The sequence below is a fragment of the Chryseobacterium tagetis genome, assembly GCF_016735585.2.
Lineage (GTDB): Bacteria > Bacteroidota > Bacteroidia > Flavobacteriales > Weeksellaceae > Chryseobacterium > Chryseobacterium tagetis.
On sequence record NZ_JAERSE020000001.1, the window covers coordinates 1,164,033 to 1,188,394 of the forward strand.

18 protein-coding genes are annotated in these 24,362 nt (G+C 37.0%); 2 read left to right on the forward strand and 16 right to left on the reverse strand.

The features are described 5' to 3' along the window. Positions 1-94: 94 nt before the first annotated feature. The 14 genes from JI747_RS05185 to JI747_RS05250 form a co-directional block, all read right to left on the reverse strand. Positions 95-646, reverse strand: a complete 552-nt coding sequence (locus tag JI747_RS05185; RefSeq protein WP_225686748.1) for a ferritin — start codon at positions 644-646, stop codon at positions 95-97. A gap of 201 nt (positions 647-847) precedes the next feature. Further along, on the reverse strand, positions 848-2,446 hold the full coding sequence (locus JI747_RS05190; protein WP_225686749.1) for a glycoside hydrolase family 10 protein: 1,599 nt from the start codon (positions 2,444-2,446) through the stop codon (positions 848-850). Between the two features lie 125 nt (positions 2,447-2,571). Next, entirely contained in the window at positions 2,572-4,380 is a 1,809-nt protein-coding gene (gene typA / locus JI747_RS05195) for a translational GTPase TypA (RefSeq protein ID WP_225686750.1), read from the reverse strand. A gap of 187 nt (positions 4,381-4,567) precedes the next feature. Next, positions 4,568-4,825, reverse strand: coding sequence for a DUF1294 domain-containing protein (locus JI747_RS05200; protein ID WP_225686751.1), 258 nt, complete (start codon positions 4,823-4,825; stop codon positions 4,568-4,570). Positions 4,826-4,879: 54 nt separating this feature from the next. Next, complete coding sequence (locus tag JI747_RS05205; RefSeq protein WP_225686752.1) at positions 4,880-5,086, reverse strand: bacteriocin-like protein; 207 nt, start codon at positions 5,084-5,086, stop codon at positions 4,880-4,882. A gap of 226 nt (positions 5,087-5,312) precedes the next feature. Continuing rightward, on the reverse strand, positions 5,313-8,342 hold the full coding sequence (locus JI747_RS05210) for a type I restriction endonuclease subunit R (RefSeq protein ID WP_225686753.1): 3,030 nt from the start codon (positions 8,340-8,342) through the stop codon (positions 5,313-5,315). Next, positions 8,332-10,152: a DUF262 domain-containing protein gene (locus tag JI747_RS05215; RefSeq protein WP_225686754.1), complete on the reverse strand. Its 1,821-nt coding sequence runs from the start codon at positions 10,150-10,152 to the stop codon at positions 8,332-8,334. The genes JI747_RS05210 and JI747_RS05215 overlap by 11 nt, the downstream gene beginning before the upstream one ends. Further along, positions 10,152-10,931: a DUF6615 family protein gene (locus tag JI747_RS05220; protein WP_225686755.1), complete on the reverse strand. Its 780-nt coding sequence runs from the start codon at positions 10,929-10,931 to the stop codon at positions 10,152-10,154. Before JI747_RS05220 ends, JI747_RS05215 begins: the two co-directional genes overlap by 1 nt. Positions 10,932-10,955: 24 nt before the next feature. Continuing rightward, positions 10,956-12,029 (reverse strand): DUF4917 family protein, encoded by a 1,074-nt coding sequence (locus JI747_RS05225; protein WP_225686757.1) that lies wholly within the window; start codon positions 12,027-12,029, stop codon positions 10,956-10,958. Positions 12,030-12,059: 30 nt separating this feature from the next. After that, positions 12,060-12,512, reverse strand: coding sequence for a hypothetical protein (locus JI747_RS05230; RefSeq protein WP_225686759.1), 453 nt, complete (start codon positions 12,510-12,512; stop codon positions 12,060-12,062). A gap of 7 nt (positions 12,513-12,519) precedes the next feature. Further along, a complete protein-coding gene (locus tag JI747_RS05235) occupies positions 12,520-13,794 on the reverse strand; it encodes a restriction endonuclease subunit S (protein WP_225686761.1) in 1,275 nt (424 codons plus the stop codon). 3 nt (positions 13,795-13,797) lie between these two features. Further along, the gene (locus tag JI747_RS05240) at positions 13,798-16,149 is read right to left on the reverse strand and encodes a type I restriction-modification system subunit M (protein WP_225686762.1); all 2,352 of its coding nucleotides are present in this window, start codon (positions 16,147-16,149) and stop codon (positions 13,798-13,800) included. A gap of 186 nt (positions 16,150-16,335) precedes the next feature. Next, the gene (locus JI747_RS05245; protein WP_225686763.1) at positions 16,336-16,977 is read right to left on the reverse strand and encodes a DUF6266 family protein; all 642 of its coding nucleotides are present in this window, start codon (positions 16,975-16,977) and stop codon (positions 16,336-16,338) included. An 859-nt stretch (positions 16,978-17,836) separates the two neighbouring features. After that, positions 17,837-18,100 (reverse strand): helix-turn-helix domain-containing protein, encoded by a 264-nt coding sequence (locus tag JI747_RS05250; RefSeq protein WP_225686764.1) that lies wholly within the window; start codon positions 18,098-18,100, stop codon positions 17,837-17,839. 808 nt (positions 18,101-18,908) lie between these two features. Between JI747_RS05250 and JI747_RS05255 the strand changes: the two genes are divergently transcribed. Continuing rightward, entirely contained in the window at positions 18,909-19,952 is a 1,044-nt protein-coding gene (locus JI747_RS05255; RefSeq protein WP_225686765.1) for an alpha/beta fold hydrolase, read from the forward strand. Positions 19,953-20,128: 176 nt separating this feature from the next. Here the strand turns inward: JI747_RS05255 and JI747_RS05260 are convergent, their stop codons facing one another. Then, positions 20,129-20,806: a YceI family protein gene (locus tag JI747_RS05260; RefSeq protein ID WP_225686766.1), complete on the reverse strand. Its 678-nt coding sequence runs from the start codon at positions 20,804-20,806 to the stop codon at positions 20,129-20,131. Positions 20,807-21,120: 314 nt separating this feature from the next. Between JI747_RS05260 and JI747_RS05265 the strand changes: the two genes are divergently transcribed. Then, a complete protein-coding gene (locus tag JI747_RS05265; RefSeq protein ID WP_225686767.1) occupies positions 21,121-23,529 on the forward strand; it encodes a hypothetical protein in 2,409 nt (802 codons plus the stop codon). A gap of 111 nt (positions 23,530-23,640) precedes the next feature. Here JI747_RS05265 and JI747_RS05270 read toward each other — a convergent pair whose 3' ends face one another. Continuing rightward, complete coding sequence (locus JI747_RS05270; protein ID WP_225686768.1) at positions 23,641-24,189, reverse strand: hypothetical protein; 549 nt, start codon at positions 24,187-24,189, stop codon at positions 23,641-23,643. Between the last annotated feature and the right edge of the window lie 173 nt (positions 24,190-24,362).

The following is a 24,362-nucleotide window of genomic DNA, read 5'->3' on the forward strand; positions in this document are numbered from 1 at the left end:
AAAGATAGTGAAATTATAGGGAGTTTCATAATAAAAAATCCACCGGTCTTCCGGCAGATTTTTTAAAGAATGGTAAAAAGTTGTTTTTTTATGGTTACGGATTATTACCCGTTGCATTCTGAGCCAGCGGAACATCATTCGGGGCTTCCTGCAATGCTTTATCCAAAGTAAACAGAGATTCATCGGTCGCACGGTCGCCTCCGGCAATTTTCAGTTTATCAATCAGGTTCTGAGCCAATGTTTCCTCTTCAATCTGCTCCTGAACGAACCACTGCATAAAATTCCAGGTAGCCCAGTCTTTTTCTTCCAATGACAGGTCCACGATCTTATAGATGGCTGTTGTATTGTCTACCTCATGTTTGAATACCCCGTCAAAACATGCGGATAATGATTTAGGATCGCTTGGAGGAGCCGGAATAGCCTCTACTTTCGGTTTTCCCCCTCTGTTCAGGATGTATTCCATGAATTTTATAGAATGGTTTCTTTCTTCCTGGGCGTGGCGGTACAGGAAATTGGCAATTCCCTGATAGCCTTTGTCGTCTGCCCATATTCCGTATGATAAGAAAACGTGAGAGGCATGAATTTCTTTATTCATCTGCGCACTTAATGCTTTTTCCACCGTAGGCGAAAGTCTGTTGGTATTCATAAGTCATATTTTTTGTGATTAGTAGAGATGATGCAAAAATGATTCCGATACCGTATTTCATTTTACATAATGTAAAAACAATACACAAACAAACTACTGAATAACAACAATTTAACATTGTAATTTATAGTTATTCTAAAATATAAAAGCAGCCCCGTTATGAGCTGCTTTTTATTTCATTTGATATCGTAACTGTTGATCTTATTTCATCTTTCTGGCCGTATAATCACTTTCATTTCCCAATCTGTCAATCGCTTTTATAGCAATGGCAGTCAGCTTCTTCCCTTCCTTAAACTTCGGAAGCTCTTTTGAAAGCTGATCCAGCGTTAGAATCTCCGTTTCCCACACGCCGTCGTACTGGCTGAAAAGTACCCACTGAAAAACTTCCCCGATATTTTTCGTACTCCAGTTCACCTGTATGATGCTTCCGCTTTCGGTACTGAACAAGGTAGGCTTCTGCAAAGGCACAGATACAATCCAAGGAGTTTTGGGCACCAAAGCTTTTTCTTTATATGGACCGTTCTTCAGTGCCGGGAGCATATTTGCATTTTTTGTCAGCCCGGCAATGCTCCAGTGGATTTCTCCTGCATCATTTTTTAAGATCTGCCTGGAGATCTCAATCTGATTCCTGATTTCTGTAGGACGGTCCGGAGAGCGTACTTCAACGGTATTCAGTCCCGGCCACAGGTGGCGTTTCATTGTATTTTCAGACTGCCACCAGTTCAATAAAGCTTCAAATCCCTGCCCTTTGGAATCGATGGTCCAGTACAGCTGGGGAGAGAAATAATCTACCCATCCTTTATTCAGCCAGAGCTTGGCATCGGCATACAGCTCATCGTATTGGGAAGACCCTGTAATCCCTTCAGGATAACCCGGTTTCCAGATCCCGAACGGACTGATCCCGAATCTTACGTAGCTTTTCTCTGCGTGAATTTCTTTACATATTCTTTCAACAAATTTATTCACGTTGTCTCTTCTCCAGTCGGCTCTTGTTAAGGTTCCGCCGCTGCTTACATAAGCATTCCAGGTTTTGCTGTCCGGAAAATCCGCTCCCCTGTTGTAGGTGGCATACGGATAGAAATAATCATCAAAATGCACCGCATCAATATCATACCGCTTTACAATATCCTTTACCACATTAGAAACATGACCCTGAGTTTTAGGATCTGCAGGATCCAGCCAGTACATCCCGTTTTTTAATTTGATCACAATATCCGAAAGCTTATTCACCATAGAAAGGCTGTTCGGTGTGCCTCCATTGGCATGATGGGCACGGTAAGGATTCAGCCAGACATGAAGCTCCAATCCCCTTTTATGCGCTTCTTCAATCCAGAACTGTAAAGGATCATAATTCGGATAAGGGGCTTTTCCCGTTTCCCCCGTCAGAAAGTATGACCACGGTTCTATATTGCTTGTATATAAAGCATCAGCGGAAGGTCTCACCTGGAAGATTACGGCATTGAAATTATTCTCTTTCAGCATATCCAGCATACTGATTGCTTCTGCTTTCTGTTGATCCACTGTCAGACTGTTTTTGGAAGGCCAGTTGATATTCGCTACACTGGCAATCCATACGCCTCTGAACTCCCTTCTGATCTCGGGAAGATTGGTTCTGAAATCTTCTTCAGCAGGTATCGCTGTCTTTGTAACCGCCTTTAAAGAGTCTTTTTTGGCTGCAGACACAGGTTGTGGTATATTTTTATGCTGTATGGGTTTTACAGGGTCTGCCAGCGTCTTGGAGCTGCTGCATGAAGCGAAAACACCCAGTAAGAATAGTAATTTTAATTGATTCCCTTTCATCGTTTGAAAAACTGCCTTAAATTATATTTCGTTTAATTAAAAATGAAAAATAAACATTTTCTTTTATTCTAAACTAAAAAAGCCCCGAAAAAATCGAGGCTTTAGATATAGTTAAGAATTTCAGATTATGCTTTTGCTCCTCTTTCCACTCTTTTTCTTTCTTCTTCAGAAAGGATTTTCTTTCTCATACGGATGAAGTTTGGAGTTACCTCGATCGCTTCATCGCCCTGGATATATTCCATACATTCTTCAAGAGAGAATAAGATTTTTGGTGCTACACCGGTATCTTTATCTTTACCCGAAGCTCTCATGTTGTTCAGCTGTTTTGCTTCTACGATGTTTACAACAAGGTCACCCGGCTTATTCTGCTCCCCGATGATCATCCCTGCATAGATCTCCTCACCCGGATCTACGAAGAACTTCCCTCTGTCCTGTAGTTTAGCAATAGAATATTCAGTTGCAGGCCCCTGTGTTTTGCTGATCAATACTCCATTGTTTCTTCCCGGAATAGCGCCTTTGAAAGGCTTGTATTCTGTGAAACGGTGTGCCATAATAGCTTCCCCTGCAGTAGCGGTCAACATCTGAGAACGCAATCCGATCAATCCTCTTGAAGGAATTTCGAATTCCATGTGCTGCATCTCCCCTTTAGTTTCCATAATGTGAAGATCTCCTTTTCTCTGCGTTGCCAAATCGATCACTCTTGAAGCAAATTCTTCAGGAACGTCAACAACTAAAGATTCATACGGCTCTAATTTTTGTCCATTTTCATCTTCTCTCAAAATAACCTGTGGCTGACCAATGGTCATTTCATACCCTTCTCTTCTCATCGTTTCGATCAAAACTGACAAGTGAAGAATCCCTCTACCGAATACTAAGAAAGTGTTCGCATCATCAGTCTGCTGAACTCTTAATGCCAGGTTCTTCTCTAATTCTTTCGTTAATCTTTCTTTCAGGTGATTAGAAGTTACATACTTACCATCTTTACCGAAGAAAGGTGAATTGTTGATAGAGAACGTCATGTTCAGGGTAGGCTCATCAATTGCCGTTCTTTCCAATGGCTCAGGATTTTCAAGATCTACAAACGAATCTCCGATCTGGAAAGCATCAAAACCTACTACCGCACAGATATCTCCTGCTTTTACTTCAGTTACTTTTTTCTTTCCTAATCCTTCGAAAACGTATAGTTCTTTTACTTTTCCTTTTACCACTTTTCCGTCTGCCTGTGCAAGACCGATCCATTGAGATTCCTTAAGCTCCCCTCTTGTTACTTTTCCGATCGCAATTCTTCCCAAGAAAGAAGAGAAATCAAGAGAAGTGATCTGCATCTGAAGGTTACCTTCAGTTACTTTAGGTTCCGGAACATATTGTAAAATACCATCCAATAACGGTAAAATATCTTCTGTCTGTTCTAATGAAGTGTTGAACCATCCTTGCTTAGAAGAACCGTAGAACGTTGGGAAATCCAATTGCTCCTCAGTAGCCTCAAGGTTGAAGAACAGATCAAATACCTGATCGTGAACCTCATCCGGACGGCAGTTTGGCTTATCAACTTTGTTGATCACTACCAATGGTCTTAGTCCTAGTTCCAATGCTTTCTGAAGTACGAATCTTGTCTGTGGCATTGGTCCTTCGAACGCATCCACCAACAAAATAACCCCGTCAGCCATTTTCAATACTCTTTCTACTTCCCCACCAAAATCGGCGTGACCAGGAGTATCGATTACGTTAATTTTCGTGTCTTTATAAGTAACAGAAATATTCTTGGATAAGATCGTGATCCCTCTTTCTCTTTCAAGATCATTGTTATCCATAATTAATTCTCCACTCTCCTGGTTTTCTCTGAAAATATTGGTAGCGTGGATGATTTTGTCAACCAAGGTAGTCTTACCGTGGTCAACGTGTGCGATAATCGCAATATTTCTAATGTTTTGCATAAAAGATTTTTACGGGTGCAAAAATAGTGATTTTTAATGAAAAACTCACTAATAAGTTTTGATAATTAACAAATTCATAATGAGAAGGTTAAAACAAAAGCCTTTCTTAAGCCCCTACCATTGAGCTTATTATCATCATATTACAACTAAAAACTGTAAATCCCAGATTAAGTTTTTATGACCAATCTCAATATTTTTTTTCAAAAAAGTAAATCAAAGCGGCCTGAATTAAAACAATGAATCCGAATTTCAGTAAAAACGAAGTCTTGGAAATCTTGTGCCGGAAGATCAGCATCGCCACAGCAGATCCGATGCTTCCGCCCAGAAAAGAGACTCCCAATAAAGTACGTTCGGGTATTCTCCGGTGGTGCAGGACTGCCTTCCTTTTGTCCAGCCCGAAAAGAATACCACTGAAAATATTGATGAAAAGAAATACATAAATCATTGCCGCAAAGCTAAATAAAAAAAGAGTGTTACAACAACACTCTTCTTTTTTCATTTATACGCATAGCATTATTTCGCACGGATCCTGTGGTGGAGCTTCTCCGCAAACAATGTCAAACGAACCGCAGCTGCTTGAGTCACCTGTTCCCCATCCCCACTGAAGCACACACGTCTGTGGATTTTTACATCTTACCATTCCTTTAGCAATTCCCCCCTGAATTGATCTCATTTCACTGCGTGAAACTTTTTTTAATTTTTTCATGATTTATTTTTGATTAGTTTGAGTGATAAATGTATAAAAATATTTTCAGGAAAAAAGGGTTTTAGTGAAAATATTTCATTTTTTGATGAATTATTTTCATCAAAACCTTTATACTTACTTTGCCTTCAATTTTTTTTGTTTATTTCTTAAGATTTCTAGTAAACAAACTTAAAAAATAAAGCCTGAGAAAAACTCAGGCTTTATTTTTTATCATAAAATCATTTTTCTATATGCTAATAACTTGTTTTATCGTATTAAAAAATGCCTGATAAAAAGAAGAATCCTGAGCATAGAGTTTATACAGTTCGAGTTCTTGCTTTCTCTGTTGCGCCATCACATCATCAAGAATTTTCTTTAAAGCCAATTCTCTGTTTTGGTCATCAACATTTTGTGCAACTTTCATTTCAAAATCAGGGTGCGCCTGTACAGATTTGCTTAAAGACAAGAATTTTACCCTTTGATCTTCTGGTGTCGCTTCCCAACCCTGAAACCATCTCTCATTAAAACCATTAATAATTGCGTCTAGCTCATCTTTTTCTTCTTCTCCGTGAGCACCTCTAGCATTAGGATTTTGAGGTCTTAGTTCTGTTTCTTCATCATCCAGATTAATAGAAACATTAAGCTTGGTACGTTCTAATCCATAAGTTGAGAGATCAACAGACTCAAGCAATTCATCCAGCAAATCTGATTGCGTATCTTTTACCGCCATTTTAGGAATCAGGAATTTCAGAAACCAGAATAATGATTCCCAGCCTGTATATTTAAAATCTACTGATAACAGAGAAGCCACTTGTCCATAAATCTTTACAAACTGCTTCGCTTTAATTTTATAATCTGCTTTTTGTTTATCATCCAAGTCTAGTTCATCCGCAAATCTTTTAGCAGAAACATCAATAATGGGACTTAAAAGTTGTGCATCTGCACCTTTAAAATATTTCTCATTAAAATCATCTACTTCCGATTGTTCATAGATTCCGGAATCGTCCAAACTATCTTTCAGTTCGTGCAGTACATTAATATCTGTAGCACCGCTCAGGCTGGTTGCCGTGTAAAATGGATCAAATGATTTCTGAATATCTTCAATAGAGTTAAAGAAATCCAAAACAAATAAATCCTCTGTCTTTTTATTGAGTTTATTGGCAGAACGGTTTAATCGTGATAAAGTCTGTACTGCCAATACACCTTGTAGTTTTTTATCTACATACATTACCGAAAGTTTCGGCTGGTCAAATCCTGTCAGATATTTATTCGCAACTACAAGCATTCGGTATTCATCGGTATCAAACTGGTCTTTGGTTTCACTCTCAGAAAAACCATTCATTTGAGCTTCTGTATATTTAATACCATCAACTTCTTTTTCTCCCGAAAAGGCAATCACAATTTTAAATGGATTTCCTCTTTTAGCCAACAGCTGGTTCAAAGCCTGATAGTATCGGATGGCTGATTCGATGCTTTGCGTTACTACCATTGCTTTGGCTTTACCGCTTAGCTTTTTCTGATTGACCACAGCACTGGTAAAATGATCCAGCATAATCTCGGCTTTCGTGCCAATAGTCTGTTTATGTTTTTCTACATATGCTTTCAATTTTTTCTGCGCTTTGGAAGTATCAAACAATGGATTATCTTCTATAGACTTTTCCAGCTCATAATAGCTTTTATAAGTCGTATAATTAGCCAAAACATCTAAGATAAACCCTTCTTCAATCGCCTGTTTCATAGAATACAGATGAAATGGTTTAAATGAACCATCCTCCTGCTTCACTCCAAACTTCTCCAAAGTCGAATTTTTAGGAGTAGCTGTAAAAGCAAAATAAGAAGCATTTTTGGTCATCTTTCTCGCGTGCATTGCTTGCAGCATCATATCCTGATAGTCTTCAGCATCTACATCTTCACCTTTGTTGCCAATGGCTTCATTCAGTTTATCTGCTGAACTTCCTGATTGCGAACTATGCGCTTCATCAATAATCACTGCAAATTGCTTTCCTGTCATATCTGCAATTCCATCGATGATAAAAGGAAACTTTTGAATCGTTGTAATAATAATCCTTTTCCCATTTTCCAAAGCCGATTTTAAATCAGCAGCTTTATAGGCCGGCGCCACAATATTTTTTACTTCTGAAAACTCCTTGATATTATCTCTCAACTGTTTGTCTAGTAATCTTCGGTCAGTTACTACAATCACCGAATCAAAGAGTGGTTGATTCACCGATTTATTTCCAGCTACGGCTTCATTTTTCGGATAAGCTTCTATGAGTTGATATGCCAACCAGGTAATCGAATTGGATTTTCCCGAACCCGCACTGTGCTGAATGAGATAAGTTTTTCCAGCACCGTTTTGTGAAGTATCTTTTAACAGCCCTCGAACCACATCTAGCTGGTGGTAACGTGGAAAGTATAACGTTTTCTTGCTCAAAGCATCATTTTCACCTCCATCAAAACGCACAAAATGCTGAATAATATTGGCAACACTTTCCCTCTTCAAAATATCCTGCCAGAAATAGGTCGTCTTATGACCAAATGGATTGGGTGGATTGCCCTTACCATAATTATCTCCCAGATTGAAAGGCAGAAAGAAAGTCTTGGCACCATCCAGCTTGGTGGTCATATAGATTTCGTCTGTATCTACTGCAAAATGTACGATACATCTACCAAAGTTCAATAGAGGCTGTGTAGTATCTCTTTTATTTTTATATTGATTGACACCGTGAACTTTTGCATTCTGACCCGTCCAGCGGTTCTTCAATTCTATGGTGGAAATGGGAATACCATTGATAAAAATTACCATATCGATTTCCTCCAGAGGATTGGAAACCGAATACCGCAATTGCCTTGTCACACTGAACTGGTTCTTTTCAAAATTATCTTTGATACTCTGACTGCTATTTTGCAAAGGCGCCACATAAAACAACGTAAAATGCGCATCATCTACCGCTAAACCTTTTCTCAACAACCTGAGAATGCCATACTTCTTTACAAGCTTATCGAAACGGTCAAGAATTTTTATTTTCCAGTCGCTTTGGCGTTTGAGTTTTTCCAGCTCTTCTGATTGTGTCTGCTCCAGAAAATCCCAAAAGCGCACCTCATCCAAACCATATCTTGGGTTGTAATCTGATGGGTTGCCGATGCGATAACCATTACCTGCATATGTAGCGGTAGGCTCAGCAACAGTTCCGTTTTTTATATCTTCGGTCGAAATACCACAGAGCGCTTTTTCTATGGCAGTTTCAAGTGCGAGTTCGTTAGTTTTACTGGTCATTAAGATTTATAGGCTTATTATTAAACTTCCACGTTTCAAAAACTAAATTTAGTAATTTCTCCTGTCTTTGATTAATAGATTCTTTATCCCATTTTTTAAATTCAAAACCGTAATCACTTTTAAATCTATTCACAGCAGTGTTTGCACCTATCTGAAATTCATCGTCAAGAAGTTGAGTAGAAATAATTCCAGAATTTTTATACTCATTTTGTTTCTTTTCAAACCAATCGTTACTCAAATCATTGAAATTATTGACTGCTTGATTTATTGTTGACTCAATCAAAGTAACGTTTCCTAAACGATATACGTAATTAGAATAATCGTGTTTACTTTCAAATTCCTCAGTTAAAACATCATTCTTTGGAGTTTGAGGTAATATATGTTCAATTTGTAAATTATACAGATAATCTTTTCCTTTTATCGGAAAATTAGATTTTGATAATATTGTATTCTCAATCATTCCCAATACATATCTTTCTCTGTAAAGTGGACTATAATGATAGTGAGTTAAAGTTGGGAATTTAACTAAAAATTCACCTAACCTTTCTTTGATATAAGGTACCATATTTTGTTCGATAACTTCTGCGACCTCATCAATAGTATTTTTATTTCTGAGTTTTATTGCCCATCTGGTAAATTGATTTTCATTATTTTTCGCTTGAATTCCTAAACTCACACTATAAAAAAAGAAACTTTCTATTTGCTTGCCTAAATACTCAATAACATCTGTAGTTGCTCTTTCATTAAGTGCCATCAATAGGATGAGATGTTGTCTCGATTTATATTTATTAATAAATCCTATGTTGGTAATATTAGGATATTCTCCACCGTCTTTTACTAATTCTGTTGCAATAACTAAATCCGAATACCTTTTAGACATTTTTTTTAACTCCTTAGCAAAAATAAGTGGTTGAGTTTCATACTTAGTATCATTTCTACCTCTTTCAGATAAAAACCATTTATAAATATCATCTTCTCTTAGAATTCCATCATAGTATCTGGACATTAAAAAATATCTAAGAAATCGTAAAGGCGTGTTGTCTTCTTTACATTTTTGAAGATTATGAACTATATCTTTCCATATATCCTTTATGTGATTAAAATCCGCAGGTTTAGCTTTACTAAACAAAAGATTTTTCACCAAATCCATTGCATTGAGCCCAGCTCCCCTTTGATTAATTGTTTCGAAAATCTTTAATGCACTACTTAAATTTTCTGATTCAATTAGAACTAATTCTATTTTAGTGAGAAAATATTTTGCATAGTTCGTTATTGCCTCAACGCTATCATTTAAATAAGTCTCTAAATGATTCTTGATTTTATAGTAGGCTTGCTCCATCTTAATAATCGAAGGAGACTTCAAATCAGTGAAATCCGTTTTAGAAATTAATGATTCCAAATAACCTTTACTTTCTTCATACTGCAATTCTAACCGCATTTGAGTTTCATCACTATCCATATCAAAATCAGATAGAAGTTCCTCAATATTTTTAAGATATTGCTCTTGCTTTCTGTCTAAATCAACTTCTTGTAATAAATCACGAAAGGCACATAAAGTGAGAATTATTGTAGTAAGTCTCTGTTGTCCATCTATAACATCAAACTTTTCTTTATTAGCTACAATAATTATTGACCCAATGAAGTAACCTTTTTGTTTTGTTACGTCTTCATCGTATTCATTATCTATATCTATCAGAAACTGTTCTACCTGATCTTCTGGTTTCCAAACATATTCTCTTTGATAATCCGGGACTATAAAGAAATAATCTTTTAATTTTGATATACTTTTAACTTGTGCGTCTATTTCCATTATCTATAAGTTCTTTTTACAACAATTCTATAATCTGGTTTCCAATCTGTATTTTCACACGCGGTGATTATTCTATTATCATTATAATGTTCACTATCTGCTTTTCTGTCTTGTTGTACTTTTTCCAATTTAAGATAAACATTTGAGTCTTCTATTTCTTTTAATGAAAACTTCGTTTGTGAATGGTTATGACAACATACTAATACTCGCCAGGGCTGAGAATGTATAGTATGAAAATCTACAAATTCAGGAAGTCTTTTATTTTCATATATATTTTTAACAATCAATGGTCTCACAATTGAACAACCAAGTTGTTGTTCATTATATTCTCTAGAGCATTTATCTCTTCCACGATGTAAAAAATTGTCAACACCATTATAAAAAAGATAATAAGGAATTGCTCCAAAATTTTCAAGTTCAGATAATAATTCCCATTGTTGTTTTTCTTTTTGAGCATAGAAAAGAGAATGATATCTTCTATCTTTTTTCAAAAGTTTTGCCTGTAAAGGATACCAAATATATTGATCAATTTCAGTTTCGACAAACAGATCTATATCACTGCCTGTAATAGATTCTTTGTAACCTGATCTTGCATAAACATCAAAATTATTTAGATAATTATTCTGATGATACTCCACAATATCGGCTATAATATCATTCGTGATTCCTTCTTCTTTATCGTTTAAACCTAGAGAATGTTTTCGACAGATTCTTTTCCAAACCTTATCTGCTATTTCTTCAAAAAGTTGACAGCGAAGAGACATTGCTAGAAAACTCATAACTATTTATAATTCGTTTAAAAATCACCTCCAAATATTTGCTGTCTGTGCATTATACACATTCACTTTACAATCAAATTTATATTGAATATTTTTGATATGTTCTAAATCTGCTTCAGAATAAACTCCAATATAAATACTAAATAGTTTTTCTCCAGACTGTGCACCACGCAATGAAGCTTTATTTACAGCGTCAATAATATGTTCATCATATTCACCAAAATTGAAACCGAAAGAAACCAAAGAACCTGTAATTTTAGACAAGCTCTCGTAACAGAATGTCAAATATCTATTATGGTAAATATGATTAAGCTTCTCAGTTCCGTTTCCTGCTGTGACAAATATTGGATATTCTTTATTATCCATTCGTTCTTTAATGTTGTCTAGTAGATATTTACTATCTCTGTAAACTTCTTTCTCTATTTCTGTTCCTGTGTCAAAAATCGGGAGAGTTCCGTGTAAATAGTAAACAGTTTGCTCTTCTTTATACTTACCCCATAATAGTTCTCCAAATTCGGCATCTTCTCCTCTTCGGGTTTCTACCGGATTTAAATGTTCTCTCCCAAAACCATCTATTGAACTATGCGGATTATTTCTCATTAAAATCCAATACAAAAGCAAATCATAATTAGTAGAAAACACTTTTCCACCATTAGATAAATATTCCTGTAGGAAATTGTAACAAGATTGGCTTTCAGCATCAGGTACAGCAAAGACGTGTTCGGGATGTAAGGAACTGACTGCTTCAATTAAACTTTCTTGTAGTCGTTGATTGGCGTCCTGCAATGCTTTTACCATTACTCCGGTATCATCAAATGTTTTGGCTATTTCGATAAAATTATCAAGTTGTCTCATTACCAATTCGAAATTCTTGGTGTTGATAACTTCAAACAACTTTGATAAAGTAGCATCTTCTAATTTTTCAATAAAATCATAAAGCGCATTATAGGAAAATATTTTATGGTCGTACGCCATACTAAAACCATTTCCCATTATTAAATGTTTGGGATAAGATCTTTTATTTAGTTTTTTAATAACTGATTGATAATCTTGAAGATCATCAAATTTAAAATCTTTAGGAATGTTGTCTTTTGCCATAAGTTAATTTTCGTTTCTTGGTTATCATTTTTAGTTTATATACTTTTTCAATTTCTCTCTAATAATCTTCTCATCTTCATCTTTATTCCTCAACAACCGTTTCCCATTCGTATGAGCAAATTCCGAATAATCAAACTCAATTAATTCCAATTCATTTCTGGGTATTTCAAGCGGTTCAGCTTTGGTTTGCAACCGCTTCTTCTCGGCTTTGGGCTGTATCTGTGTTCTTTTTTCTCTTCCAAAAAACCAATTTGTGTTTTTTGTTTTTCTTTCAGCAATTAGATGGGGTAAAAGATGTAGCTCGTTTCGCTCATCCAACTGTCGTAAAACTTTCCTGATGGGCAAACCGTTTTTCTCATCCTTAGAAAAGATATTTGCCTCAATGAAGTAGGGCATCAAATCTTTCGCAGGAATTATGGATACTGATGGATTATTGTAAAAATAATCTTTAACCACTTTTTGAATTGCTCTCACCTTTTCCATTGTTCCTTTAATTAATTTTCACCTTCCCCGTCACCACCTGATCAATCAGCACCGTTTTATACTCCTTCAGCTTTTCTATTTCCTGCTCTTTTAACGTTATGGCTTTAGCGATTTTTGCTTCTATGTCTTCTAGGTAGATTACTATTTGTGTTTGTTCTGCTAATGGAGAAATTGGAAAATAAAAGTTTTTTAAATTTTGGAAATTTAATCCTTCTCGTCCTCCTCCTTGTTGCTGGAAGAATACTTGGAACTGACCTAAAGAAGAACTTAGTAATAAATTTAAGTAGTTCGGGTAGATATTTTTAGGCCTTACTATACATACGTGCTGATTCACATTAGCTTCAAAATCATATTTAAAAATATTACAACGTCCAATTGAGCCCCCTGTTATATTTAAAAGAATATCATTCTTTTGAACCTTACTATTTGACATTTCTCTATGTGTTTTTTCAGCAATGTAAGCAACATTCCCAAATTCAAAACGGTCAAAGTAGACGTTTTGACTTCTTAGTAATGGAATACCTTCATCTAAATAAGTAGTTGCTCCTCCCGACGGTGTAATTCCACTTCCTATTTTGCTTGCGTGATACTTCAACTTCCTCACCTCCCAATGTTCCGGAATTTCCCCAATCCAATCCACACCGCTATCTTTCATCGCTACGGTAGCATCCAAACCTTTGGTTACGGCTTCCTGTATCAGGATTTGTCGGCGTTCTTTGAGCAGCTCTATTTCTTTTTGGCGGATGCCAATGGTCTGGTCTATCTTGGCAGTTTTATTATCAAGAAATTCGGCAATGGCTTGTTGTTCATCAAATGATGGTACAACCAGATGAGAGTCTGCCAAATCACTATAATTAATTGTCTGTCTTACTCCAGCACCTAACGTTTTCATAAAAACAATATCATACATTCTAAGAAGCCATCTGTAATAATTTTTGTTTAATCCTTTTTTACTTTGTAGAATAATATAACCCGAACTCACGACAACATTAATTGTTGATAGCCCAATTCGTAAGCTTTTTAAGTCATAATTCATATTAAGTGGATTCAACAGAAATTCTCCTTCGTTTAAAACTTGGTAAGATAATTTTGTTGCTTCTGTAATCTTTTCATCATCTTTATAAACAACTTCTCCAAAACTTATAGAACCAGAATTTAAAGAAGCATCCGTAATTTTTCTTTTCTCTTTAAAGAGTCTTTTAAATCTTACAACTTCCCATCCCTCAGGAATTTCCCTAATCCAATCTGCACCGCTGTCTTTATAGGCTTCGTATCTTTTCATCTGCTAAAAATTTAAGATTTCTGCCAACAATCCATCACCTTCTTTTTCCAGTGCCAAAATATCCTCGGTTACTTCTTCCAAAGAACGCAAAGGGGCAGGCTGGTAAAAATATTTATTAAAGCTCAGCTCATAGCCAATTTTTACGCTGTCCAGCGCCATCCAGCTTTCTTCGGCATAAGGTTGCACTTCCCGCAGATAATAATCCTGTATATTTTCTTTCAGCGGGATGCTTTCGCTGTCACGCAGGTCGCTTTCGGTTTCATAAATGATATATTCGCCTTTCGCTTTGTTTGCAAAATACCCGTAATAAGACAGGTCTTTTTCTGTACAGCCCAAAAATTCCAACAGAGCATCCAGCTTTTGTCCGTTCAGCTTTTCGGTTTTTTTGATGACTTTCTCTGCCGTTTCATCATACCAGCTCACGGCATCTAAAATTTGTTTCTTTTCAGAGGCAGACAGTTTGGTTTTATCCTGTTTCAGCACTTCATCTACTTTCGCAGTGAAAATATTGAAGTTGGTAAATTCGGCTGTTCCCAAAACTTCCATCAGTCGCACCGCATTCTGGTACAGTTCTTCCTGCTTTTGCCAAGCTTCCTTTTTCAGAAAGGCAGTCAGTTGTTTGGCATTGATGTTTAGTTCGTGCTTGTCGATATAGTCGGCAATGGCTTTTTTGTGAGCTTCCAATCCGCTGTAAACTTCCATTCCGTACTGCTCAAAAAGATACTGTGAAAACTCAGGCTGTGACTTGTCCCATTTTAGTACTTCAATTTTTTCTTTAGTAAACTGGGCTTTCAATCGCTTCGGTCTTTCGATATTGATTTTATAATACCCAAAATCACGGTTGTCAAATACCTTGCTCGCCAGTTTTTGTTCGCCCTTTTTTTCCTTTTCACTCAGCTCTAGATAGCAGTTTACAATATCACTGATATGCGTTTTGCTGAGTTCACAGTTTTTATTCCCAAGATTCTTGCGCAGTTTCTGATACATTTCGCTGGCATCAATCAGCTGTACTTTTCCTTTTCGTTGCGCAGGTTTGTTATTGGTCAATATCCAGATATAGGTGGTAATTCCCGTATTGTAAAAGATATTGTTCGGCAACTGAATAATCACATCCAGCAAATCATTTTCAATAATATAGCGTCTGATATTGCTCTCGCCACCGCCGGCATCACCTGTAAACAGGCTCGAACCGTTATGTACCGAAGCAATACGGCTTCCGATTTTGTTTTTATCGGTCAGGGCTTTCATCTTGTCCACCATTTCCATCAGAAACAGCAACTGCCCGTCACTCGAACGAGGTACGGCATCCACATCTTCTTCCTCGCCCCAGTAATTTTTCAGTTTAATCTTAAAACGGTTGTCAATAACGTATTTTCCGTCTTTGATGTATTTCTGTTCACTCGCCCAGCTTTTTCCGTATGGCGGATTAGAAAGCATAAAGTCGAACTTCGTTCCTGCAAATTCATCGGTAGAAAGCGTAGAACCCACCTTGATATGCCCCGGGTCTTTGCCCTTGATCATCATATCCGATTTACAGATGGCGTAGGTTTCATCATTCACTTCCTTCCCAAACATATACACAGAAGTATTAGTCGCTTTGATTTCCCCCTCGGAATCGGTAATGAAATTTTCAGACTCCGTCAGCATTCCACCCGTTCCGCAAGCAGGATCATAAATCGTAATCACAGAAGGAATTTGATTTTTAATCGGTTCAAAAACCATATGGGTCATCAGATCAATTACTTCTCTCGGCGTATAGTGTTCTCCTGCTTCCTCATTGTTTTCCTCATTGAATTTGCGGATCAGCTCTTCAAAAACATAACCCATTCCAAGATTGGTCAACGCAGGCAGTTTTCTACCACCGGAATCCAGCTTTTCAAAAGGTGTCAGATTAATATCTGGCGATGTAAATTTCTCCAGTACATCCAGCAAAACATCTTTGTCTGCCATATGTTTGATTTGTGCACGCAGATTAAATTTGCTGATGATTTCCTGTACGTTGGCACTGAAACCATTCAGATAATCTTCAAAATTCCCCAATAAAATTTGTTGACTGTTGGTCGCATTACCGTGTAGGCTCTGCAAAGTCCATTCGCTGGTGTTGTAGAAAACATAGCCTGAAGCGGCGGTCATTCCCTTATCATCCCATTCAGTAAACTTCATTGTATTTTTTTGGAATTCCACCTCTTCCAAAACGTGTTGCTTGGTAGACTCTAATAGCGCATCTAATCTTCTCAAAACTACCATTGGCAGGATAACATCCCTATATTTTCCTCTTACATAAACGTCTCTCAGACAGTCATCGGCAATGCTCCAGATAAAGGAGACTAATCTATTGTGTACAGCGTGATTCATTATAATTATTTGTTGCCACTATTCCCTAATACAGTAGAACAGCAATATTCTGTTTATTGATTATTATCAATAATTTTATAAAGCCTCAAATATAGCTAAAAAAGACATTTTTATCTTTATAGTTTCCCATAAATCCGTCTACAAATGATAACAAAAAATCTCCACCCTTTCGGGTAGAGATCACACTTAAATCAAAGTCAGGCTTCCGAGATAGGCACTGTTGCAGGCAAGCGTTTTTTTCGCGTTATGAAAAAACATCCAAAGCTGAATTTCCTTTCCTGCATACGTGGCCGGCAGTGTAAGACCTGCTGTCAATACATTCCTTTCTGCCACCGATTCGAAAATTTCAAAACTTTCCAGTTCCTCACAATAGCAGATGACACTGGCCAGATCGGTAGCATCTACATTGCCCTGTGCTGAATTATCTTCCCAGTTCAGGCTGATCCCGTTTCCGGCTTGCGGAGTGGCGGTTACATTCTGAAATCCTGTCAGATCGCCTTTGGTGATCAGTACTTTATTATACATCAGTTCGGCAACATCCCCTACCATCTGTACCGCTTCACTGATGGTGTATGAAACCGCCAGGTTCACTCTGGATCTGGAGCCGCTTCCCGATCCGAAATATTTGGCCTGGATACTTTTAACGGGCTGAAGAAAGCTGATCACCAGCTTAAACTTGGTCTGCTGTACAAGCTGTCTTTCACTTGGAGGTCTGCTGTTGGGCTTGGGAATACTTCTGATGATATCCTGTCCGCGCCAGTTGGCCCCTACTACTGTTCCTACTTTTCCGGAGAATCCTCCCAGAATTCCTTTTGTTATTCTTGCCATTTGTTTGTGTTTTATGGGTTAACTGAGACGAAGGTATAACGGAAAAGTTCATTTTCAATCACTTGCGAAAACAATGACCGGTATTGAATGGTTTTGACCGATACTGACCGGTATTGTACCCCATTTCTTCGGGTCTTCTTCGAGAACGCTTCGGGAGGGCTTCGGAAAAATGGGGGGGGGGTTCCGAAGAGTTTCCGAAGGACTCCCGAAGGATTTGTGTAAAAAAACGAAGAATTTTATTTCTATCAATGATCTTTTTTGAAACATGAAAATTCGAAAGATATCCTCAATGTTCTTAATACCTTAATGGTTAAAAAAATAAACTTTAAAGTAAAAAATTAAGAATTATTTTATCTATATCAATGAGTTTTTGAAACATGAAGGAAATTAAGAAATTAAGAAAAGAAGGATTATACTACTCTTTTTAAACATGAAAATTTGAAAGACATTCTTAATGATATTAATACCTTAATGGTTAAAAAAATAAGCTTTAAATTAAAAATTTAGAATTATTTTACCTCTATCGATGATCTTTTTGAAACATGAAGAACATGAAGGAATTAAGAAAATGATGGATTATACTACTCTTTTTAAATATGAAAATTCGAAAGACATTCTTAATACCCTTAATACCTTAATGGTTGAAAAAATAAATCTTAATATTAAAAATGAAGAATTTTATTTCTATCGATGATGTTTTTGAAACATGAAGGAGTATACTATTATTTTTAAGTATGAAAATTCGAAAGATCTTCTTAATTTATTAATGATTTAATGGTTTTAATGATGTATAGATCTATTCCTCTAAATTCAGGCTCTTTATGATTCAGATGAATCAATTTCAGACAAAAAAATACCCTTATTTTTTAAGGGTATTTTTGAAAAACGATTTGGGATAAAATATTTTCCTTCCGATCTTAACATACGGGATATGTTGGGATTTCCGGATGCGGAACAGGGTGCTGTCGCTCACGTTCAGGAGCCTTTTCAGATCGGCATTGTCGTAGTACCCGAAATCACCGTTCCGGTGCTCTCTCAGCGTGTATAAAATTTCTTCAAAAACGGCCAGCACGGTGGCCAGCAGTTCCTCGTCATGAATGGGAATACCTGATTTCTTTTTCATACTGTGTTTTTTTAGAGGTAAAAGAATCAAGTTTTTGTGTTCCTTATATTTCAAACGAAAGGGATTTAATTTTATTGTATCAAAGTTATGAACACAAAATGAAAAAATCATTGATACTTTACAAAAACAACGGATTATTGTTTCCCATTTACCAAACGGCAGCAAAACAATCCATACTCCCATTATACTATGTAAAAGATCATTTGCTTATAAAGGATTGTTTTTCTGACCGGGTAGGCAAAAATGTTTATTTAAAATGGATTTCGAAAAAAATCACAGAGATTTGCATCGAATGTGACATTATAGTGACAGGTTTGAGTGTTGGACCCATATATTTTTGAATGAAGACCATCTAAAAAGAATGGCTGGAAACCTGAAAGGTTGGATGACTCTATATCATTTTACCCCATTGTCATTCTGACGAAGGAAGAATCTCATGATCGCTTAGATTCTTCATTTCACTGCGTTACATTCAGAATGACAGCCTAATAATAATTAAGACAGCAGAATTATTGTAAAATTGTATATGATTACCTAAAATAATTTATTTCCCTGATTACCCACACGATATCGTAATCATCAAAAACATTCGTACTAAATAGGTACCTTTTATCATCATTCTGGATTTGAAGGAGGTTTAATTTTTGTTGATGTTACTATTTTTTATCATTCTTTTAAAGATCTGATATTTTCTATAAAGGTCTAAATGTCTATTTCAACGCTAAAAATGTCCCGTTCGCCTATTTAATAGATGATCGCTGATTAGATATACAATATGTTTGTACTATAAATTACTTAAAAAAATATAATGAAAACACGATCAGATTTTTACAAAAAAGTAATCATTGCACTTGCGATAACAATGTCTTTAACATCGGGTGTATCGTCATTACAGGCACAGCAACTTTCAGAAGGGAAAGAGAGTCTTATTGATACTTCAGTCAGTTCTCAATTTCAAAATACAAAAAAAATCAGGGCGGGTCTACTTGATGTAGGCTATGCCGAGGTTGGACCCAAAACCGGAAAACCCGTCATATTGCTACACGGATGGCCCTATGATATCCATAGTTTTGAAAAATCTTCCGGACTGCTGGCAGCAAAAGGATATCGGGTATTGGTTCCCTATCTCAGAGGTTACGGAACCACCACTTTTGTATCTCCGGAAACTCTGCGAAACGGTCAACAATCTGCCGTAGCCCTCGATATTATTGCATTCATGGATGCCCTGAAAATAGACAAAGCCGTTATTGGCGGTTTTGACTGGGGGGCAAGAACCGCCGATATTATGGCTGCTCTATGGCCTGAACGTGTGTCTGCTCTTGTAGCTGTGAGCGGATATCTGATTGGAAGTCCAAAGGCAAATGAAAATCCTCTTCCGCCCAATGCAGAGTTCTTATGGTGGTATCAATATTATTTTGCAACGGAAAGAGGATATAAAGGCTATAAGAACAATACGGAAGCTTTTAACAGACTGATCTGGAAAACCGCATCACCTAAGTGGTCATTTGATGAAGAAACCTACCAGCGTTCTGCCAAAGCATTTGACAATCCTGATCATGTGGATATTGTTATTCATAATTACCGTTGGCGCCTGGGATTAGCCCCTGGAGAAAAGCAGTATGACGAGCTGGAAGCTCAACTTGCAAAATCACCAGACATCCGGGTACCTACCGTTACCCTTGAAGGTGATGCCAATGGTGCTGCATTTCCGCTTCCTGAAAACTATGTTTCTAAATATAAAGGGAAATATGTACATCATACATTAAAAGGAGGAATAGGACACAACTTGCCACAAGAGGCCCCAAAGGAATTTGCAGATGCTATTGTTGAGGCAGATTCTTTGTCCAGATAATGTACAGACCTGAGAATTGACCTGTCTCCATTACATATAACGGGTATTAAAAAACAGGCTATCCAGGGATTATTTGTGAAAGAAATTTTTATTTTACCTCATCTGTATCTCTGCACTAGATAGAAAAAAGCTGCCTTATAAAAAGGCAGCTTCAAAGATTTTATAGTCTAACAATATTATTTTTTAGCTTTTACGTCTACAGCGATTTCGATGTCTTTGCTGATCATCCATTCTGCAGGGTCTGCTTCAGAAGTTCCGAATTTGATCCCCCAGTCTGCTCTGTTCACAGTAAATTTAGCCTGAATAGCTGCTGTACCTTCTGCAACATCTACTTTAGCCGGGAACGTAACGTTCATTGTTTTTCCGGATAGTGTAAGGTTTCCGCTTACTGTTTTGTTAGCTCCAGCTACTGCATCTTTCGGTGCTTCTTTAAGATCTGTTACGCTGGTAATTTTAAAGTCAGAAGTCGGGTTTTTTGCTGTATCGAAGAAGTCAGGATTTTTCAGGTGAGCTTCAAGATCTGCAGGTTTTTTATCTTTTTCAGTTACTGAAGCCGGGTCTACTTTAAGAGAGTTCATATCGATTACGAAGTTTCCTGCTGCTACAGCTCCGTTTTCAACACTTAGATCACCAGATTTTACGGTAAGAGTTCCCCAACGAGGAGCCATTCCTCCTTTGTGGAATGCTTTCCAGTTTACTACAGATGCTACTGTATCTACTGCCAATACTTCTCCTTTGCTTTCTGCTACCGTCTGCTCAGTACCTGTAGCTGCTGCTTCAGCCGATTTTTCTTTGTTACAAGATGCCGCCAGCAATCCTACTCCTACTAATGCGATTACACTAAGTTTTTTCATATTATTTTATTGTTTAAAAAGTTCGTTCTAAATATAAGCAAAATGAAATATCCGGCAAGGCTTTCATTCTGTTTCCTCTTTTGAGGAGTCAAAGATAGAGAGATCAGCAGGTAAGTTTTATTACCATAGATCAATAAATTCAGCATATAGCAGATTATTTTTTCCTTTTTCATGACCAAAATACCTGCTGAACCATCTCGCAGGATTTATTTTTAATAATATTTTAATATGGTTTAAGCTGATAACCATTGCAATAAAGTATCAAATCGCGTACTTTTATCTATGAATATTTCAAATGAATATTTTTCTTTAACATGTCAAAAAAACTCATTTCTTTTCTATTGGTGCTGATTGCCCTCGGTCATTTCCGGGCACAGGATAAGGCAGAAAAAGCACTGGAGGTATTTTCAGAGAAATATCCTCAGGAAAAAATACATCTGGTCTTCAATAAAAAAAACTATATCGCCGGAGAAAACCTCTGGTTCAAATCTTTTGTATTTGACGGATATGAACTTTCGCCCGTTTCCACCTCTCTATTTGTAGAGCTGTATGACAGCAACAAGATACAGATCAGCAAGAAGATCTTTCCTTTAGTAAACGGACAGGGCAACGGCAATATCATGCTGCCTGAAAGTATGAAAGAAGGCATCTATTATGTAAGAGCCTATACTACTTGGATGGCCAACTTCAATGAGGATTTCCAAACATTGAGACCCATTATTGTCTATAATCCTTCTTCTCCCCAAAAGCTGGTACCGGATGATCATGAGAAATGGACCGCTTCCGCATATCCGGAAAGCGGAACTTTTATAGATGGCATTAACACTAAATTTGCAGTCCGCCTGCAATCCAAAGGCCTCACTCCGTCTGACTGGAGCGGCTATGTAGTAGATGCAGAAAAACCGGATGTGAAGATTACTTCTTTTAAAGGGTTTGATCAGAATGTAGGAGCTTTTTCACTCACCCCAAAAACAGGAAAAAAATACAGACTTATCGTCAATGATACTAAAGGAAACCAGCAGACCCTCGATCTTCCGAGTGTATCGGATAGCGGAATCCATCTTCAGGTGACCAGTACTAACGAAGCCGTAAAGTTTTCTTTACAATCCAAAAACATTGCTCCCGGCACTGTGTATAAGGTGATTGCCATGATGAGCAACCAACTGGTTTTTAAAGTAAAGTCGGTAAAGATTCTGGAACAAAGCTATTCTATCCCTACCAATCAGCTTATCAACGGGATTTTACAACTTACGGTATTTGATGAAAAGGAAAATGTTTTAGCTCAAAGACTTTGCTTTGTGCAGCCCGATCAGTTAAAAATAAAAAAACCGGCACTTCAGTCTTTATCGCTTAACGAAGCCCCGAGAGCATCCAATTCATTTACTATTGGTCAAAGTCCTGATGACGAAGGATATTCCGTACTGGTATTGGACGGAAATTCGGAGAGTTCGGAAGATGAAAACAGTTTGCTGAGCACTTTATGGTTAACAGGGGATATCCGTTCAAAGATCTATACGCCGGCTCAATATTTTACCCCCAATCATAATTCAGAAGCATTAGATGCTCTTCTGCTGACCGAAACCTGGAAAAGATTTGACTGGAAAACGATCATGGCCGGAACCTACCCTACGATCAGCTATCAGCCTCAGCCTTATATTTCGTATAAAGGAAAAGTAAGTATTCAGGGAAAACCGGCTCCCAATACAGCTATGAATCTTTTATTCAACATGCCGGATAAAGGGATAAAGCTGTATCAGGTGAAAACGGATGCCAACGGTTTCTTTTCTTTAAGAGGGCTGATCTTTGAAGACGCCATCAAGTTTTCTTATCAGCTCAACGATCCTAAGATTCCGAAAGAGCAGGTACAGGTTATTTTTCAGCCGGATTATGCTTTTATTCCTTTTAAAGGAAGCCTTCCTTCAAGCAATTATATTCTGGCAGACCGTGCTGCTGAAGATCAGCCTACAGCCGAGGTCAAACGTTATATGGTAACAAAAAGCACCCAAAGCAGCATTAACGAGAAAGCTACTCTTATTGAGGAAGTAAAGCTGATCAAATCTGCAAAAGATAAAACCCGTGAACTTAATGAAAAGCTAAGCGGACCTTTATTTCAGGGAGCCAATGAAACTGTTTTCGATTTTGTAAATGACAACAACAACTCTGCACAGGGATTCCAAAACGTCCTGCAGTGGCTGCAGGGAAGAGTTGCCGGACTGACCCTGGAGATGGATATGGGCAATTACATTCCGAAATTAAGAGGAAGCACAGTAAGCATCTATCTGGATGAAATGAGGATAGATCCGTCACAGGTAAGTACTATTTCCACATCAGATATTGCTATGATAAAGGTGATTAAAGATTATTTCGCAGGCGGCTTTGGAGGTGGCGGCGGTGGCGCAATTGCTATCTACACCCGCAGAGGTGGCATTACAGGTTCTGTAAGCAATTCTACCGTCCCTTCGAAACTGAAACAGATCACCCTAAATGGTTTCGACAAGGAAACTCCATTTGTAAGCCCTGTATATGGTAATGATAATTTTAACAGCATTTCACAGGATCTCCGAACCACCCTCTACTGGAACCCGAATCTACAGGCACAGCCTAAAGAACCAAGCACAGTACAGTTCTTTAATAATGATGAAGCGAAAAGCTATAAAGTGATTATCATGGGATTCGATAGTAAAAACTATACGCCTGTGTATTATAATGAAAGTATTAAATAGAGCCATTTTTAAAGGAAAAGCAGTACGAAGGGTACTGCTTTTTTGTTTTGGGATCTGTTATTTTTACGAAGAATCTGAGAACTTATCGTTTTTATATACTGAAAAGGCATTCTATTTTCTACTATTGAAGTTGTAGACATTTTCTGGATGATTTTTCTTTTCTTCCTCAAAATCCTTTTGCATCTTTCTGTTATTTTCTATTTTTTGCCAATCCTTACTATATTTCCAATATCTAACATCATCGATATTGTATTTGTCATCATTATTATTAGTGCTTGATGATCTTTGTTTAAAATAGTAATTTCTTATTTTTTTTGATAGACTTTCCATATCATAAGAATTATTATAATTTGGCCCCATCCAATTTAGTAAAAGAGAGTCATTTTGTTTTGTTCCAAGATAGCAAGTTGCATTATAATACCATTTATATTTTTTATCGGACATTAGCTGCTCATTCGTTGGATTCTTTGCAATAATAATGGCAGCAATTTTTTTATAATCCGGACTATATACAATAGTATCTACTATTATTTGAGTGGACTCATCATATTCTTTAGAATAAAAAGATTCCTGATGATCTTTTACAAAACCTTGAATATGAAATACAATATTTGCACTATCTGAAGAATATTTCTTCTTATTTATTATAGTATTGTTCACATATTCTTTGGGAGTTTTTTTGTAGAATTTAAACTCATACCATCCATAAATGTAAGTCTCCCCGAAGGTTGGACATTATTACACCCTCATTTTGTATTGTAAAACTATAAAATATTTCATAATGTTTTTGGTGTTGAGGAATTTTGTTGAAAAGGAGAAAACTCAATGCTGGA